General features: G+C 31.4%; 14 protein-coding genes, 1 pseudogene and 1 riboswitch. Of the genes and pseudogenes, 10 read left to right on the top strand and 5 right to left on the bottom strand.

The genetic code is table 11. The features are described 5' to 3' along the window. Positions 1–74: 74 nt before the first annotated feature. A complete protein-coding gene (locus HMPREF2576_RS00835; RefSeq protein ID WP_002469109.1) occupies positions 75–284 on the bottom strand; it encodes a hypothetical protein in 210 nt (69 codons plus the stop codon). Between the two features lie 258 nt (positions 285–542). Between HMPREF2576_RS00835 and HMPREF2576_RS00830 the strand changes: the two genes are divergently transcribed. The 6 genes from HMPREF2576_RS00830 (at position 543) to HMPREF2576_RS00805 (ending at position 7,818) form a co-directional block, all read left to right on the top strand. Next, positions 543–1,499: an NAD-dependent epimerase/dehydratase family protein gene (locus HMPREF2576_RS00830; protein WP_001832307.1), complete on the top strand. Its 957-nt coding sequence runs from the start codon at positions 543–545 to the stop codon at positions 1,497–1,499. 456 nt (positions 1,500–1,955) lie between these two features. Then, entirely contained in the window at positions 1,956–3,032 is a 1,077-nt protein-coding gene (locus HMPREF2576_RS00825; RefSeq protein ID WP_002502532.1) for a branched-chain amino acid aminotransferase, read from the top strand. A gap of 269 nt (positions 3,033–3,301) precedes the next feature. Then, on the top strand, positions 3,302–4,018 hold the full coding sequence (locus HMPREF2576_RS00820) for an IspD/TarI family cytidylyltransferase (protein WP_001832311.1): 717 nt from the start codon (positions 3,302–3,304) through the stop codon (positions 4,016–4,018). Next, the gene (locus HMPREF2576_RS00815) at positions 4,011–5,042 is read left to right on the top strand and encodes an alcohol dehydrogenase catalytic domain-containing protein (protein ID WP_001832309.1); all 1,032 of its coding nucleotides are present in this window, start codon (positions 4,011–4,013) and stop codon (positions 5,040–5,042) included. The genes HMPREF2576_RS00820 and HMPREF2576_RS00815 overlap by 8 nt, the downstream gene beginning before the upstream one ends. Positions 5,043–5,058: 16 nt before the next feature. Then, positions 5,059–6,753, top strand: coding sequence for a CDP-glycerol--poly(glycerophosphate) glycerophosphotransferase (locus HMPREF2576_RS00810; RefSeq protein WP_001832305.1), 1,695 nt, complete (start codon positions 5,059–5,061; stop codon positions 6,751–6,753). A 369-nt stretch (positions 6,754–7,122) separates the two neighbouring features. Beyond that, complete coding sequence (locus HMPREF2576_RS00805) at positions 7,123–7,818, top strand: HAD family hydrolase (protein WP_002502530.1); 696 nt, start codon at positions 7,123–7,125, stop codon at positions 7,816–7,818. 88 nt (positions 7,819–7,906) lie between these two features. On the opposite strand, the gene HMPREF2576_RS00800 is transcribed toward HMPREF2576_RS00805, so the two are convergent. From HMPREF2576_RS00800 to HMPREF2576_RS00785, 4 genes are all read right to left on the bottom strand, one after another. After that, a complete protein-coding gene (locus tag HMPREF2576_RS00800) occupies positions 7,907–9,211 on the bottom strand; it encodes an NtaA/DmoA family FMN-dependent monooxygenase (protein ID WP_001832263.1) in 1,305 nt (434 codons plus the stop codon). A 61-nt stretch (positions 9,212–9,272) separates the two neighbouring features. Next, positions 9,273–10,025, bottom strand: coding sequence for a 3-oxoacyl-ACP reductase (locus HMPREF2576_RS00795; protein WP_001832302.1), 753 nt, complete (start codon positions 10,023–10,025; stop codon positions 9,273–9,275). A gap of 100 nt (positions 10,026–10,125) precedes the next feature. Next, positions 10,126–10,225, bottom strand: a riboswitch (TPP riboswitch). Positions 10,226–10,379: 154 nt separating this feature from the next. Continuing rightward, positions 10,380–11,042 (bottom strand): deoxynucleoside kinase, encoded by a 663-nt coding sequence (locus tag HMPREF2576_RS00790; protein ID WP_001832291.1) that lies wholly within the window; start codon positions 11,040–11,042, stop codon positions 10,380–10,382. Next, a complete protein-coding gene (locus tag HMPREF2576_RS00785; RefSeq protein ID WP_002469116.1) occupies positions 11,035–11,652 on the bottom strand; it encodes a deoxynucleoside kinase in 618 nt (205 codons plus the stop codon). The genes HMPREF2576_RS00790 and HMPREF2576_RS00785 overlap by 8 nt, the downstream gene beginning before the upstream one ends. Before the next feature lie 66 nt (positions 11,653–11,718). On the opposite strand from HMPREF2576_RS00785, the gene tadA reads away from it, so the two are divergent. The 4 genes and pseudogenes from tadA to sdrG all read left to right on the top strand — a co-directional run. Beyond that, a complete protein-coding gene (tadA, locus tag HMPREF2576_RS00780) occupies positions 11,719–12,225 on the top strand; it encodes a tRNA adenosine(34) deaminase TadA (RefSeq protein WP_001832295.1) in 507 nt (168 codons plus the stop codon). A gap of 167 nt (positions 12,226–12,392) precedes the next feature. Further along, on the top strand, positions 12,393–13,271 hold the full coding sequence (locus HMPREF2576_RS00775) for a Cof-type HAD-IIB family hydrolase (RefSeq protein WP_002469110.1): 879 nt from the start codon (positions 12,393–12,395) through the stop codon (positions 13,269–13,271). Between the two features lie 4 nt (positions 13,272–13,275). After that, positions 13,276–13,842, top strand: a complete 567-nt coding sequence (locus tag HMPREF2576_RS00770; protein WP_001832301.1) for an NADPH-dependent FMN reductase — start codon at positions 13,276–13,278, stop codon at positions 13,840–13,842. Positions 13,843–14,286: 444 nt separating this feature from the next. After that, positions 14,287–16,926, top strand: a pseudogene (gene sdrG / locus HMPREF2576_RS00765) (MSCRAMM family adhesin SdrG); the annotation flags it as partial.

Here is a 16,926-nt window from a genome sequence, read left to right as displayed (position 1 = left end):
TAGGAAAAATAGAGCAGGTAGACCCGTAACTGCTCTATTTATTTTTTATCTGACGATAGGGAAATTACTTTTAACTAAGATTGATGTTTATAATTAGTTATACATTTGAACAATGCAACTACAAATAGCATGATAAAAATAATTAAACTGATACTTGATAATAGCACAGGCACAACTTGATGTTTATTAATAAGTACATTGATATCTACAATTAAAAAAATAACGAAAATAATCATAGATATAATTAAATTTGATTGACGACGTAGGTATGAACTTCGTTTCATCTACAATACAAATCCCCTTTAAAATTCAATACTTTTAGTATATATTTTATCGTATTTTACTAACAAAGAGCAAACCTACCTTTTTAGTCGTCAGTCACTGTGCCTTCAGACAAACGTTAGACTAACGTACGCGTGACTTTACAAATAAAGAACATATTTTATAAAGAAATTACCATCATATTATTATATTTTTTAAGTAAGAGGATTGTTCATTCTACAAAAGTTGCGTTTTATATTTAAATATAAGGAGATTAGTTTATGAAAAAAATAATAATCACTGGAGCACTTGGTCAAATTGGTACTGAATTAGTTATTAAGTGTAGAGAAAGATATGGAACTGAAAATGTATTAGCTACTGATATAAGAAAGCCAGAACCACACTCTCCAGTTAAAAACGGTCCTTTTGAAATCTTAGATGTTACAGATAGAAATCGTTTATTTGAAACAGTGAGATATTTCAATGCTGATACACTTATGCATATGGCTGCACTGCTTTCTGCTACAGCGGAAAAGAAACCACTAGTTGCCTGGGATTTGAATATGGGGGGACTTATAAATACACTCGAAGCAGCAAGAAGGTATCAATTAAAATATTTTACGCCAAGTTCAATAGGAGCTTTTGGTATTTCGACACCTAAAGTAAATACACCTCAATTAACAATACAACAACCAACGACTATGTATGGTATAAACAAAGTAACTGGGGAATTATTATGTCAGTATTATTATGTCAAATTTGGAGTAGATACACGTAGCGTTAGATTTCCTGGTTTAATTTCACATGTTAAAGAACCTGGCGGTGGCATAACAGATTATGCAGTTGATATGTATTTTAAGGCAGTTAGAAAAGGACATTATACAAGTTATATTAATCGTTACACTTATATGGATATGATGTACATGGAAGATGCTATTGATGCGATTATCAAATTAATGGAAGAAGACAGTGTTAAATTAAAAACAAGAAATGGCTATAACTTAAGTGCGATGAGTATTGAACCTGAAATGCTAAAACAAGCTATACAAGTATACTATCCAGATTTCACCTTAGATTATGACATTGATTTAGAGCGTCAAGATATTGCATTAAGTTGGCCAGATAGTATAGATACGAGCTGTGCTCAGGAAGAGTGGGGATTTGATCCTAAATATGATTTACCAACTATGACTAAAGTGATGTTAGAGGCAATTGAGAAAAAACAAAAAGAATGCTGAGCCCATACCGATTTTTTAAAGTATATAGCTATCTTTTAAAACTTTAATAAAAGATACTGCATCAAAAAATTGGATGACAAGTGAAGTTAGAAGCAGTTTTTCGCGTAACTACATTACACAAATTGTCTGATTTATATATCATCTCATACAGATGTTTTTTGGCTCATATGGTCAAATTGAATGATAATATATAGGGTAAAGAAAAGTCTATTTTAGTTCCAAGTCTACTTTTAAAGAAGCTAATTTTCGATGAGAACACAAATTTAATTACGGAAAAAATAGGTGATGATAATAACATAACTTGTAACTTAATAAAGGTAGTGTTTTACTTATACTGTATACATAATAAAATTAATATCTATTTTGAATATTTAGAAAATTCATTGAATAGTAGAATCACGATTGATATAATTTAGTGTATCTATTTAATTGGAATTATATTAGGAGGCAACAGTCATGTCAGAAAAAGTAAAATTCGAAAAAAGAGAGTCTTTAAAAGAAAAACCTGATACAGCAAACTTAGGATTTGGACAATATTTCACAGACTATATGTTAAGTGTTGATTATGACGCTGATCAAGGATGGCATGATATGAAGATTGTGCCGTACGCACCATTTGAAATTTCACCAGCAGCGCAAGGGTTACATTATGGTCAGGCAGTTTTTGAAGGCCTTAAAGCCTATAAACATAATGGAGAAGTTGTATTATTCCGCCCAGATCAAAACTTCAAACGTATTAATAATTCTTTAGCACGTTTAGAAATGCCAGAAGTTGATGAAGAAGCATTATTAGAAGGGTTGAAGCAGCTTATCGACGTTGAACGAGATTGGGTACCTGAAGGCGAAGGTCAATCGTTATATATTCGTCCTTTTGTATTTGCTACTGAAGGTGTTTTGGGTGTACGTTCTTCACATCAATATAAATTACTAATTATTTTATCTCCGTCAGGCGCTTATTATGGTGGTGACACATTAAAGTCAACTAAAATTTATGTCGAAGATGAATATGTACGTGCAGTACGTGGAGGTGTAGGTTTCGCTAAAGTTGCAGGTAACTATGCTGCCAGCTTACTCGCACAAACAAACGCTAATAAATTAGGTTATGACCAAGTATTGTGGCTTGATGGTGTTGAACAAAAATATGTTGAAGAAGTTGGTAGTATGAATATTTTCTTCGTAGAAAATGGAAAAGTAGTTACGCCAGCATTAAACGGTAGTATCTTGCCTGGTATCACTAGAAAGTCAATTATTCAATTAGTTGAAGATTTAGGTTATGAAGTTGAAGAGAGAAGAGTTTCTATAGAAGAGCTGTTTAACGCATATGATAAAGGTGAACTTACAGAAGTATTTGGTTCAGGTACAGCAGCTGTTATCTCTCCTGTAGGTACACTTCGCTATGAAGATAGAGAAATTGTTATTAATAACAATGAACCTGGTAAAATCACTCAAAAATTATATGACACATATACTGGTATTCAAAGTGGCAAATTAGAAGATAAATACGGATGGAGAGTAGAAGTTCCTAAGTATTAAAAATAGAGTTTTCAATTATTTGTTAACTATCATCTATAGTATATTTATTATTTGGCAGATTGATTTTTAAATTTCAATCTGCTTTTTAAAATCCTTTTATATAAAAATATTTTTTAATTAATTATTCATTTCATATTTTTGTTGTGTGTGGTAAAATACAATTGATATAAAATGAATATAAATTAATTAGATTTAGACAGAGAAACTTTTTTAACGTATGTTTTTTCTGTCTTTTTTTATTTACACAACTAAGAATAAGGAGAGATAAAATGATTTATGCGGGTATATTAGCAGGTGGTATTGGTTCTAGAATGGGAAATGTTCCATTACCCAAACAATTTTTATCATTACAAGGAAAACCTATTATTATTCATACAGTAGAAAAATTTTTAATGTATAAGGACTTTGATGAAATCATCATTGCCACGCCTCAAAAGTGGATCAATTATATGCTCGATTTGCTAAACAATTATCAATTAGACGATAAGAAAATAAAAGTAATACAAGGCGGAGACGACCGAAATCACTCTATAATGAATATTATAGAAAGCATTGAGCAACATAAAAAATTAAATGATGAAGATATAATCGTTACCCATGATGCAGTTAGGCCATTTCTAACAAATCGAATTATTAGAGAGAATGTGGAATATGCCAGTCAATATGGTGCAGTAGATACGGTTGTTAATGCTGTTGATACTATCATTTCTTCAAATGATGCACAATTTATTTCTGGGATTCCAATAAGAAGTGAGATGTATCAAGGACAGACGCCTCAAACTTTTAAAATAAAAGAGTTAAAGGATAGCTATTTATCGTTAACTCAATCTCAAAAGGAAATATTAACTGACGCGTGTAAAATACTCGTAGAATTGGGTAAGCCAGTAAAATTAGTCAAAGGAGAGTTATTTAACATAAAAATAACAACACCATATGATTTAAAAGTTGCGAATTCAATTATTACTGGAGCTGTTGATAATGATTAATCAAGTATATCAATTAGTAAGTCCACGACAATTTGAAGCAACATTTAAAACTATTGATTTACATAATCATAATAGCAAAGTTATTGTTCGACCCTTATATTTGTCAATTTGTGCAGCCGACTTGAGATATTATTGTGGAAATAGAGATAGCAAAATTTTATCTAAGAAATTACCTATGTCATTGATTCATGAAAGTGTAGGTGAAATTGTATACGACTCTGAACATCGACTGAAAAATGGAACTAAGGTTGTTATGATTCCCAATACACCGTCTAAATCGCATAATATTATTGCAGAAAATTATTTAACTTCTAGTCATTTTAAGTCAAGTGGTTATGATGGTTTTATGCAAGATTATATAGTAATGAAACCTGATAGAGTAGTCACTTTACCACAAGAAATTGATTTGAGTGTAGCGTCGTATACTGAATTAGTTACAGTTAGTGTTCATGCAATAGATCGTTTTCAATCAAAAGCAATACCACAATTTGAATCATTGGGGATATGGGGAGACGGTAATTTAGGGTATATCACTGCAGTTTTACTAAAAAAACTATATCCTACTACAAAAATAATAGTTTTTGGAAAAACATTATATAAATTAAGCCGTTTTTCATTTGTAGATGAAATTATTCAAATTGACAATATTCCTCAACATATCAAAATTGATCATGCATTTGAATGCGTGGGTGGTAAAGGAAGTCAGCAGGCTATTGAACAAATTATTAATATTATTAATCCTGAAGGGAGTATCGCTTTATTAGGAGTGAGCGAACTGCCTATACAAGTGAATACAAGAATGGTTTTAGAAAAAGGTTTAACTATAATTGGTAGTAGCAGAAGTGGTTTAAAGGATTTTGAAAAAACTATTGAATTGTATCGTAAATATCCTGAAGTTCTTAATCAATTAGCATTACTTAAAGGTAAAGAATTTGAAATAAATACCATAGAAGATCTCATTACAGCGTTCGAATATGATATTTCTAACGCATGGGGAAAAACAGTTTTAAAATGGAATATTTAAAGAAAAGGAAACAACTATGACAAAGCAAAATATATTTATAGATGACATTTATTGGGAACGTGTCCAACTCTTCGTCAAAGGACATTTTGAAGGAGTAAAACCTACAAGAAATTTCCTTCTTAGAAATCTAACAGAAACAAAACTATTAAATGCCAATCATGTTAATATTCAAGGGTCAACTTTTGAGGCAAGATTTAATATTGCTATTTTAGAAAAAGGTAATTTTTTAGGTACAGGCAATTATATATTAATCAACCGACAAGAAGATGAATATGTCTGCCAAATTAACCCCAAATTTTTGAATGATAAAAAAAATCAGATGACTTTAGAGGAGTTAAGAGATTACAACTCACTTGAGACCCAATCGTTACAAAAAAGTTATTTATTAAAAAAGTATGGTAAAAGTTTCCAAAGATATAATAACAAAGAGATTAAATCTTACGTCATTGTTCCGGCAATATCCCAAGAAATTAATGAGTTTATTTTTAAAGTTCAATATAAATCTGAAATAAAGAAAATAAGTAAACTTAAGCAATTATCATACATATTACATAAAGCTTTGAGGAAAATTAGCTTCAATGTGAGAGATAAAATATATTTGTCGGTATTTAACATTTCCAAAACAGTATATAAGAATAATAAAAATCATGTTTTGTTTACATCAGATTCTAGAGCAAATATGTCAGGAAATTTTAAATTTATATACGAAGAAATGCTTAAACAACAATTGGACAAAAAACTTGTCATTCATTCTATTTTTAAACCTAATATAGCAAATAGGAGATCGTTTATTGATAAATTAAAATTTCCATATTTTTTAGGAAAATCTAAATATATCTTGGTTGATGATTATCATCCGATGATATATAAACTTCAATTTAGAGAAAACCAAGAAATAGTTCAAGTATGGCATGCTGTGGGTGCTTTTAAGACTGTAGGATTTAGTAGAACTGGGAAAAAAGGAGGACCTTTCATAGACTCTATTGGACATAGGAATTATAGTAAAGCTTATGTTTCGTCAAATAATGATATTCTTTACTATGCTGAAGCTTTTGGAATTGAAGAACATAGGGTTATTCCAACAGGTGTTCCACGTACGGATGTTTTGTTCGATGAATCTTATAAAACACGCATTAAACAAAGTTTAGAAACAAAATTACCAATTATAAAAAATAAAAAAGTCATTCTTTTTGCACCTACATTTAGAGGAAATGGACATCGCACAGCACACTATCCTTTCTTTAAAATTAATTTTGCAAGATTAGCTAGTTATTGTGAAGAACATCAAGCTACTGTTCTGTTTAAAATGCATCCTTTTGTTAGAAATAAATTAAATATCCCAGCAATTTATAGTAAATATTTTTTAGATATTTCAAATTACCGCGAAGTAAATGATGTATTGTTCATTACGGATATTTTAATCTCTGATTATTCTTCTTTAATCTATGAATTTTCAGTTTTTAAAAAACCAATGCTTTTTTATGCTTTTGATTTGGAAGATTATATTTACACGAGAGATTTTTATGAACCTTATGAAACCTTTGTTCCTGGTAAAATAGTGAAAACTTTTGATGAGCTTATTTTAGCGTTAGAAAATAATGATTTTGAATTAGAAAAGGTGAAGCCGTTTTTAAATAAAAATTTTAAATATAAAGATGGTAAATCAAGTGAACGATTAGTTAAAGATTTATTTAACAAATTTTTTCAGTAAAAGAATTTAAAGTTTCTAATTTATGATAATTGTAACAATGGGTAAATAATAAGTTAGAAAATTTATATCATAGTGAAGCAACTCTTAAACTAGTCATGTATTGTAAATTTTCAAAGTATAGTTAAGTCATTTCATTTTTAGTAAGTTCTAGATTAGTGATGTACAATACGTATTATGAATAGAGTCTTTTAAAGAATATATTAATTAATAAAAGCACCTAAAGAAAAATAGCGTTTTTAATTTTGAATCCAATTTTAGTTTTAATACTTAAACAAAATTCAATTTCCTATAATTGTTATGCAAACTATAATACAATAGTTTATATAACTATAATTAATATAAAAAATCATTTTCAGGAGAGAATTAAAAGTGGAATGGATATTATTTGATAAAGATGGTACATTGATTGAGTTTGACAGTAGTTGGGAAAAAATTGGCGTACGTCTCGTTGATCAACTTTTAGAAACCTTTCCAGTACATGACAAGGAAGCGGCACATCGCCAATTAGGTATTATCGATAAAAAAATTAAACCAGATTCTGTTATGGGATCGGGTTCATTAGGTGAAATTATAGAGTCTTTTAATGGTGTAACAGGTAAAGAAACTTCAGATTGGACAAGGGATACGAGTCAGGAACTCATTGATTCAAGAGTGCCTGAAAACAATTGGATTGATGGTGTACAAGAAACTATTCAAGCTCTTAGAAATGAAGGATATCACATAGGCATAGTAACAAGTGATACTAAAAAAGGAGTCGATCAATTTCTGGAGGAAACGCAAACTAGAAATCTCTTTGATTTAGTAATTTCTACAGAAACACATGCAGAAGAAAAACCACATCCTAAAGTCTTAGATCCACTATTTAATGCTTTTGATGTTGAACCGGGACAGGTAGCAATAGTAGGAGATACGGCCAACGATATGAAAACCGCGATTAATGCTAATTTAGGTTTAGGTATCGGTGTGCTAACAGGCGTGGCTAAAAAAGAGGAACTCTACGACGCAAATGTCATCATAAACAGTGCAAAAGATGTTAAACAAGTTATAGAACAATACGGAAAATAAAATTTTTAAATTGAGTAAGACGTAGATGTGTGAGTTGATTCGCACGTCTACGTCTTTTTCTTTTAATAATACATAAAAATCATCGGTTTTATGAGTTGAGATTTAATAATGTACGTAGTGTAGGTTGATTATAAGAATTTTTAAATAAAGAACGACGTTGTAGTTCTGGTATAATGTATTTTACAAAATCTTCAAGGCTATGGGGTAATGAAGGTGGCATCAGATTAAAGCCGTCTGCAACGCCTTCATTAAACCAGTGCTCCATCTCATCCACTATCTCCTCAGGTGTACCTATAAGAGTAAGATGACCACCACCGGCACTTAGGTAACCTAATAATTCTCTTACAGTTGGTTGTTTATCTTTTATAATTGCTAAAACTGTTTCATATCGACCAATCGGACCTTTGAAATTTTCAACGGGAGGTAAGGGAGGAACTGGTTCATCTAATTCCCAATCCGAACAATCTTGTTGAACAAAAAAACTGAGTTGCTTTAAAGCATCTTCAATGGGTAACTTTTGATCAAGTTCTGCTTTTTTTGATAATGCTTTTTCATGGGTTTCACCTACATACGTTACTAAACCAGGGAAAATTTTAATTTTTCTATCTGGATGGTGAGTTTTAGATATAGCATCAGACAATTTCTTTTTATAACTACGTGCTTGCTTAATATCCCATGAAACAGAGTAAACAGCATCAGCATATTTTGCTGCTAATGCAATACCTTCTTTTGACGCACCGGCTTGCATAGATACTGGTTTACCTTGAGGACTTTGTGGTGTTGTATGTGGTCCTCGTACTTGAAAATAGTCCCCCTCATGATAAAAAGGTTTAATATCTTTAGACTCAATAATTTTGTTGTTGTTTTTATCTGGTACATAAGATGCAGTTGACCAAGAAGTGAATAGCTTATTCATTACCGATGCAAATTCATCTGCTTTTTTGTAGCGCTCATGTCTTTCCGGTAAGTATTGAAGACTGTGATTTTGGGCTTCAATATCTGTCATGGATGTGACCAAATTCCAACCTACACGGCCATGAGATAAGTAGTCTAGACTTAATAATTGACGAGAAGCGGTGAATGGATTTGAAAATGTACTCGATATTGTTGGCACTAATCCTATATGCGATGTAACTTGTGCAATAGCTGATAAGTTAATTATAGGATCAAACCAAAAAGCGGGCATAGTAGTATTATCACTCGCATTAAAGGCTTGATTGTCTGCAAAAAAGACGATATCCAAAAAGCCTTTCTCAGCTATTTGAGCTAAATGCTGATAATAAGATATGTTGCCGATATCCTCAATATTAGAATCTTTCATACGCCATGCCGCTTGATGATGACCACACCCATACAGTAACACACCTATGTTAAGAAAGTGATTATTTGTCATATGAACACCTCATTAATTATTATCTTTTTGTAAAAAATACACAACCGAAGAGTGTAAACGCTTAGTTCATTGTTAAACCACCGTCAACGGTAATATTTTGACCTGTCACGCCACGTGCTTCGTCTGAAGCGAGATATACAACCATATTGGCTACATCTTGAGGTGATGTTACTTTTCTAAGAGGTGTAGTTTGAGCAATTAAATCAAATACTTCAGGTGTAGTAACTGCACTTGCATCAGTCGTTTTGAGTAATCCTCCAGAAACAACATTTGCTGTGATACCATATTGTCCAAGTTCTGCAGCAATATTACGGGTAAAGCCGATGAGACCTGCCTTTGCTGTTGTATACTCATGATAAGGTACGACTGGATTTTGATACAAATTGGTTCCAATACTAATAATGCATCCACTTTGTTGTTCTATAAATTGTGGTATGACGCTTTGAGTCACATTAAATGCTCCTTTTAAAGTACCATTAAGTTGTTGTTGATAATCTTCCCAAGTTAAATCTTCAAACGATTTTTGCTGATTTGGATCAAATTTAAAACCAACAAGTGCATTATTGATTACTATATCTATTTTTCCAAAATGTTGTGTGGCAGTTTGAATCATTTGATTCACATCGTTTCTGTCTGTCACATCAGCTTGAATAGCTATAGCCTTACTTTGATTATAATTTCTAATTAATTTTTCAGCTTTATCCTTATTTTGTTTGTAATTAACAACAACATTGTAGCCTTTTTCTAGTAAAGTTATTGCAATTTTAGCGCCTAATCCACGACTACTTCCCGTGATAATTGCAGTTTTTTTCATCTTCATGCCCCCAATATTTTTATTTGTATAAGAAAAAATGCACAACCTTCATGAGAAAAGTTGTGCATCCAAATCAATATATAAAGACAGAATGATAATTAGATGAGATTCAACACTTTCCTCCGCTAGTATAAGCTAGTTCAGGTTCAAAGGGTTTGGATGATATCCATCTCAGTTAAAAAACACCCCTAGTGCATATAATTCACTTATAGTATAAACATAGAATTTTTATAAAATATTGTCAACATTCTTAATAATAGCTATATCTGTTATTTTAATATTGAAGTAAAAAGTATATGAAATAGCTTGTGAAAGTATACAAATATAAGCTCTAATTTTCTACAATTGGATATATTATCTTGTATCCACTTGTCGGTATGCTTTAATAACTTGAGCAATTTTATCAATGACTGGATCAAGGGAGTCTAAATCTTCGTGTATGTCATATTCATTAATATTAAGTCGAACAACAGGACATGCATTAAAATTGTTAATCCAATTTTCATACCGTTTAAATAGTTTTCTCCAATATTCTGGATCTGTATTGATTTCCATGTCACGTCCCCGCTGTTGAATACGATCAATTACTTCATCATAATCACATTCTAGATAAATTAGAACATCAGGCTTTGGAAAATAAGGTGTCATGACCATTGCATTAAATAATTCGTAATACGTGTGATAGTCGTCAGCACTCATTGTTCCTTGTTCTTCATGCATTTTTGCAAAAATATCTACATCCTCATAAATTGAACGATCTTGAACGAAACCTCCACCATACTCAAACATGCGTTTTTGTTCCTTAAAACGTTCAGCAAGAAAGTAAATTTGAAGATGAAAGCTCCAACGTTCAAAATTATGATAAAATTTATCTAAATAAGGATTATGGTCTACATTCTCAAAGGAAGTTTTAAAATTTAACTTATCAGCAAGTGCTTGTGTTAACGTAGATTTACCAACCCCTACAGTACCAGCAATGGTTATTACTGCATTTTGAGGAATACCATAATTATTCATCTTTATTTTCTCCAATCATAGGTTTTACTAAATTTAAAATATTTTGGTAATCGTAATCATTTTTAACGAAATCTTGTTGTGACGTATCAATTCGAATGACATTTGCACCGTCATTCTTTAATGATTCATAATAAGCAAGATAATCTTTTTTTAAAGTAAGTAAATAGTCATCTTCTATATGAGATTCAAAGCTACGATTACGTTGTGCAATTCTTGATTTTAATACATCTAAATCAGCATCTAAAAAGATAATTGTATTTGGCATTTCGATATCTTCAGTTAAAATATCAAAAATACGACTGAATTTATCAAATTCTTTAGCATCTAAAGTATTTTTAGCAAAAATTTTATTTTTATGAATATGATAATCGCTAACTATACCTTGATTTAGCGACTCAATATCTCTAATCTGTTTATATCTGTTACATAAAAAGAACATTTCAGTTTGAAAACTCCATTTTTCTATATCATCATAAAAATCGGATAGAAATGGATTTTCATCAACAATTTCTTTCTCTTCATAAAAACCAAACGTCTTGCTTAATCGGTGAGCAAGAGAGGATTTACCAACACCTATAGGTCCTTCGATTGCAATAAATGGTTTATTCATAATCACTTCTCCAAATGTTAAGATAGACAATGAGTATTGTACCATAAGTGAGGTATTCCAACACATATGAAAAAAAATCATGATTACATGCGCTTAGCAATTAATGAAGCACACAAAGCCAAAGCATTAGGAGAAGTTCCAATCGGAGCAGTTATTGTTAAAGAGGGTCAAGTCATTGCACGTGCACATAATTTAAGGGAAACATTGCAGCAACCTACCGCCCACGCAGAGCACATAGCGATAGAACGGGCTTCAGAAGTTGTCGGCAGTTGGAGATTAGAAGAATGTACGTTGTATGTTACATTAGAGCCCTGTGTTATGTGTGCGGGCACTATTATTATGAGCCGTATTCCAAAGGTTGTGTATGGTGCTACTGATCCCAAGGGAGGTTGTTCGGGAAGTCTTATGAATTTATTAGAACAACCCCAGTTTAATCATAGGGCAACCGTAGAAAAAGGAATTTTAGAAGAAGAGTGTGCAGAACTATTGAGAAGTTTTTTTAAGGAAATACGTGAAAAGAAAAAAGCAGAAAAACAGGGGAAGATACAAAAGGATATAAATTTGTTAAAATGATGTCGTACATAAATAAACGTATTTTTGAAGTCTAGTAAATCGTTAAAGATTGTGTGATAACATATAATAATAATGAAGTTAAGACATATGCTACACACATAAATTTTAAATTAATTTAAAAAATTCATATAGCATCACTTTAAAATAAGTGGAAACGAGGTCAACTAATGATAAAGCTAATAGCAACGGATATGGATGGAACATTACTTAACGCTGGTCATGAAATCACCACTATGAATCAAGAAGCTATAAAATTTGCGCAAGCGAACGGCATTACAGTAGTTATTGCAACTGGTAGAGCGTTTTACGAGGCACAAACACCTGTTGCTGAAACAGATTTAAAAGTCCCTTACATATGTTTGAATGGTGCAGAAGTTCGTGAGGAATCATTTAACATAATGAGTACATCACATCTTAATCATGATTTAGTACACAAAATTACGACAGCACTTAAAAATAATCATATTTATTATCAAATTTACACAAATCGTGGCATATATACAGAAGATCCTAAACGTGATTTAGCAATCTATATAGATATTGCAGAACGTGCGGGTCAAAAAGCAGATGTAGCCAAGATACGAAATAATATACAAAAACGCATAGATAACGGTACTTTAAAAGTTGTAGAAAATTATGATTCAATTGAAGATATTCCTGGAGAACTTATTATGAAGGTGTTAGCTTTTGATGCAGATTTAAGTAAAATCGACCAAGTAGGTCAGGAGTTAGCATCATCACCAAATTTAGCAGTATCCTCATCATCAAGAGGTAACCTAGAAATCACTCATTCAGACGCTCAAAAAGGCATTGCCTTATCAGCTATTGCTCATCAATTAGGTATAGATTTAACAGATGTGGTAGCAATAGGAGATAATTTAAATGATATTTCAATGCTAGAACGTGTAGGTTATCCAGTAGCAATGAATAATGCTACAGATGAAGTTAAACATATTGCTAAATATGTCACAGACACCAATGAAAATAGTGGAGTTGGAAAAGCAATCATGAAAATATTAAAAGAAGAAAATAATTTAGAGGTGTAAAATAATGAAAGGTTTAATTATTATAGGGAGTGCTCAAGTAGGGTCTCATACGAACGCTTTATCAAAATATTTAAAAGGTCAACTCGGCGAACATGATGTTGAGGTGGAAATCTTTGACCTAGCTGAGAAACCCATTCATCAATTGGATTTTGCTGGTACAACACAAGCAGTTGATGAAATTAAAAACAATGTCAAATCTTTACAAAATAAAGCAATGGAAGCAGATTTCTTAATTTTAGGAACGCCAAATTATCATGGATCGTTTTCAGGTATTCTTAAAAATGCACTTGACCACCTTAATATGGACCATTTCAAAATGAAACCCGTGGGACTCATTTGCAATAGTGGAGGAATAGTAAGTTCTGAGCCATTATCACACTTGAGAGTCATCGTACGTAGTTTACTTGGTATTGCTGTACCAACGCAAATTGCTACACATGATTCTGATTATGCTAAATTAGAAGATGGTACCTTATACTTAGAAGATAATGAATTTCAACTACGTTCAAAATTGTTTGTTGATCAAATTGTATCCTTCGTAACAAATAGTCCATATGAACACTTAAAATAATCATATTTTATGATTTGTTTTTATCAAGCAATATCATTAAATTATCTCCCTTTGATGTTTTTAGTAAACATTAGAGGGAGTCTTTATATATTTATCACCTTAATAAAACATATACATTATTCTTGAGATTTGCCTTTAAAATATTCCATAAAACACTGTGACAGAGACGTACATAATACTAATATGAAATACAGCGGTTATTTATATTTTTATTATTTGAAATAGTTTGGTGACGATTTTTTTGATGAATATAGTAATAATTTCATTTGTTCATGTTATTAGAATTTTAAGAAATGCTGAGCAAATTAATTAACTATTTATTAAATGTTTGTTGACATGTTTAAAAAATATTGCAAAAAAGACTTATATAATATATTGTATTTTACTCTAGAAATGATTTTTACTTGAAAATTACATTGAAATAGTCAAAGAAAAGGAGTTTTTATGATTAATAAAAAAAATAATTTACTAACTAAAAAGAAACCTATAGCAAATAAATCCAATAAATATGCAATTAGAAAATTCACAGTAGGTACAGCGTCTATTGTAATAGGTGCAACATTATTGTTTGGTTTAGGTCATAATGAGGCCAAAGCCGAGGAGAATTCAGTACAAGACGTTAAAGATTCGAATACGGATGATGAATTATCAGACAGCAATGATCAGTCTAGTGATGAAGAAAAGAATGATGTGATCAATAATAATCAGTCAATAAACACCGACGATAATAACCAAATAATTAAAAAAGAAGAAACGAATAACTACGATGGCATAGAAAAACGCTCAGAAGATAGAACAGAGTCAACAACAAATGTAGATGAAAACGAAGCAACATTTTTACAAAAGACCCCTCAAGATAATACTCATCTTACAGAAGAAGAGGTAAAAGAATCCTCATCAGTCGAATCCTCAAATTCATCAATTGATACTGCCCAACAACCATCTCACACAACAATAAATAGAGAAGAATCTGTTCAAACAAGTGATAATGTAGAAGATTCACACGTATCAGATTTTGCTAAATCTAAAATAAAAGAAAGTAACACTGAATCTGGTAAAGAAGAGAATACTATAGAGCAACCTAATAAAGTAAGAGAAGATCAACAACAAGTCAGCCGTCTGGCTATAAAAATATAGATGAAAAAATTTCAAATCAAGATGAGTTATTAAATTTACCAATAAATGAATATGAAAATAAGGCTAGACCATTATCTAAAACATCTGCCCAACCATCGATTAAACGTCTAACCGTAAATCAATTAGCTGCGGAACAAGGTTCGAATGTTAACCATTTAATTAAAGTTACTGATCAAAGTATTACTGAAGGATATGATGATAGTGAAGGTGTTATTAAAGCACATGATGCTGAAAACTTAATCTATGATGTAACTTTTGAAGTAGATGATAAGGTGAAATCTGGTGATACGATGACAGTGGATATAGATAAGAATACAGTTCCATCAGATTTAACCGATAGCTTTACAATACCAAAAATAAAAGATAATTCTGGAGAAATCATCGCTACAGGTACTTATGATAACAAAAATAAACAAATCACCTATACTTTTACAGATTATGTAGATAAGTATGAAAATATTAAAGCACATCTTAAATTAACGTCATACATTGATAAATCAAAGGTTCCAAATAATAATACCAAGTTAGATGTAGAATATAAAACGGCCCTTTCATCAGTAAATAAAACAATTACGGTTGAATATCAATGACCTAACGAAAATCGAACTGCTAACCTTCAAAGTATGTTTACAAACATAGATACGAAAAATCATACAGTTGAGCAAACGATTTATATTAACCCTCTTCGTTATTCAGCCAAGGAAACAAATGTAAATATTTCAGGGAATGGTGATGAAGGTTCAACAATTATAGACGATAGCACAATAATTAAAGTTTATAAGGTTGGAGATAATCAAAATTTACCAGATAGTAACAGAATTTATGATTACAGTGAATATGAAGATGTCACAAATGATGATTATGCCCAATTAGGAAATAATAATGATGTGAATATTAATTTTGGTAATATAGATTCACCATATATTATTAAAGTTATTAGTAAATATGACCCTAATAAGGATGATTACACGACTATACAGCAAACTGTGACAATGCAGACGACTATAAATGAGTATACTTTTGAAGCATCCTATGATAATACAATTGCTTTCTCTACAAGTTCAGGTCAAGGACAAGGTGACTTGCCTCCTGAAAAAACTTATAAAATCGGAGATTACGTATGGGAAGATGTAGATAAAGATGGTATTCAAAATACAAATGATAATGAAAAACCGCTTAGTAATGTATTGGTAACTTTGACGTATCCTGATGGAACTTCAAAATCAGTCAGAACAGATGAAGATGGGAAATATCAATTTGATGGATTGAAAAACGGATTGACTTATAAAATTACATTCGAAACACCTGAAGGATATACGCCGACGCTTAAACATTCAGGAACAAATCCTGCACTAGACTCAGAAGGTAATTCTGTATGGGTAACTATTAATGGACAAGACGATATGACGATTGATAGTGGATTTTATCAAACACCTAAATACAGCTTAGGGAACTATGTATGGTATGACACTAATAAAGATGGTATTCAAGGTGATGATGAAAAAGGAATCTCTGGAGTTAAAGTGACGTTAAAAGATGAAAACGGAAATATCATTAGTACAACTACAACCGATGAAAATGGAAAGTATCAATTTGATAATTTAAATAGTGGTAATTATATTGTTCATTTTGATAAACCTTCAGGTATGACTCAAACAACAACAGATTCTGGTGATGATGACGAACAGGATGCTGATGGGGAAGAAGTTCATGTAACAATTACTGATCATGATGACTTTAGTATAGATAACGGATACTATGATGACGAATCGGATTCCGATAGCGACTCGGATTCAGACAGCGACTCAGATTCCGATAGTGATTCAGACTCCGATAGCGATTCGGATTCCGATAGTGATTCAGACTCAGATAGCGACTCAGACTCGGATAGTGACTCAGATTCCGATAGTGATTCAGATTCAGACAGCGACTCAGATTCTGATAGTG

Source organism: Staphylococcus sp. HMSC063F05 (genome assembly GCF_001837075.1).
GTDB lineage: Bacteria > Bacillota > Bacilli > Staphylococcales > Staphylococcaceae > Staphylococcus > Staphylococcus epidermidis.
This window is presented reverse-complemented; position numbering and strand designations above follow the sequence as displayed.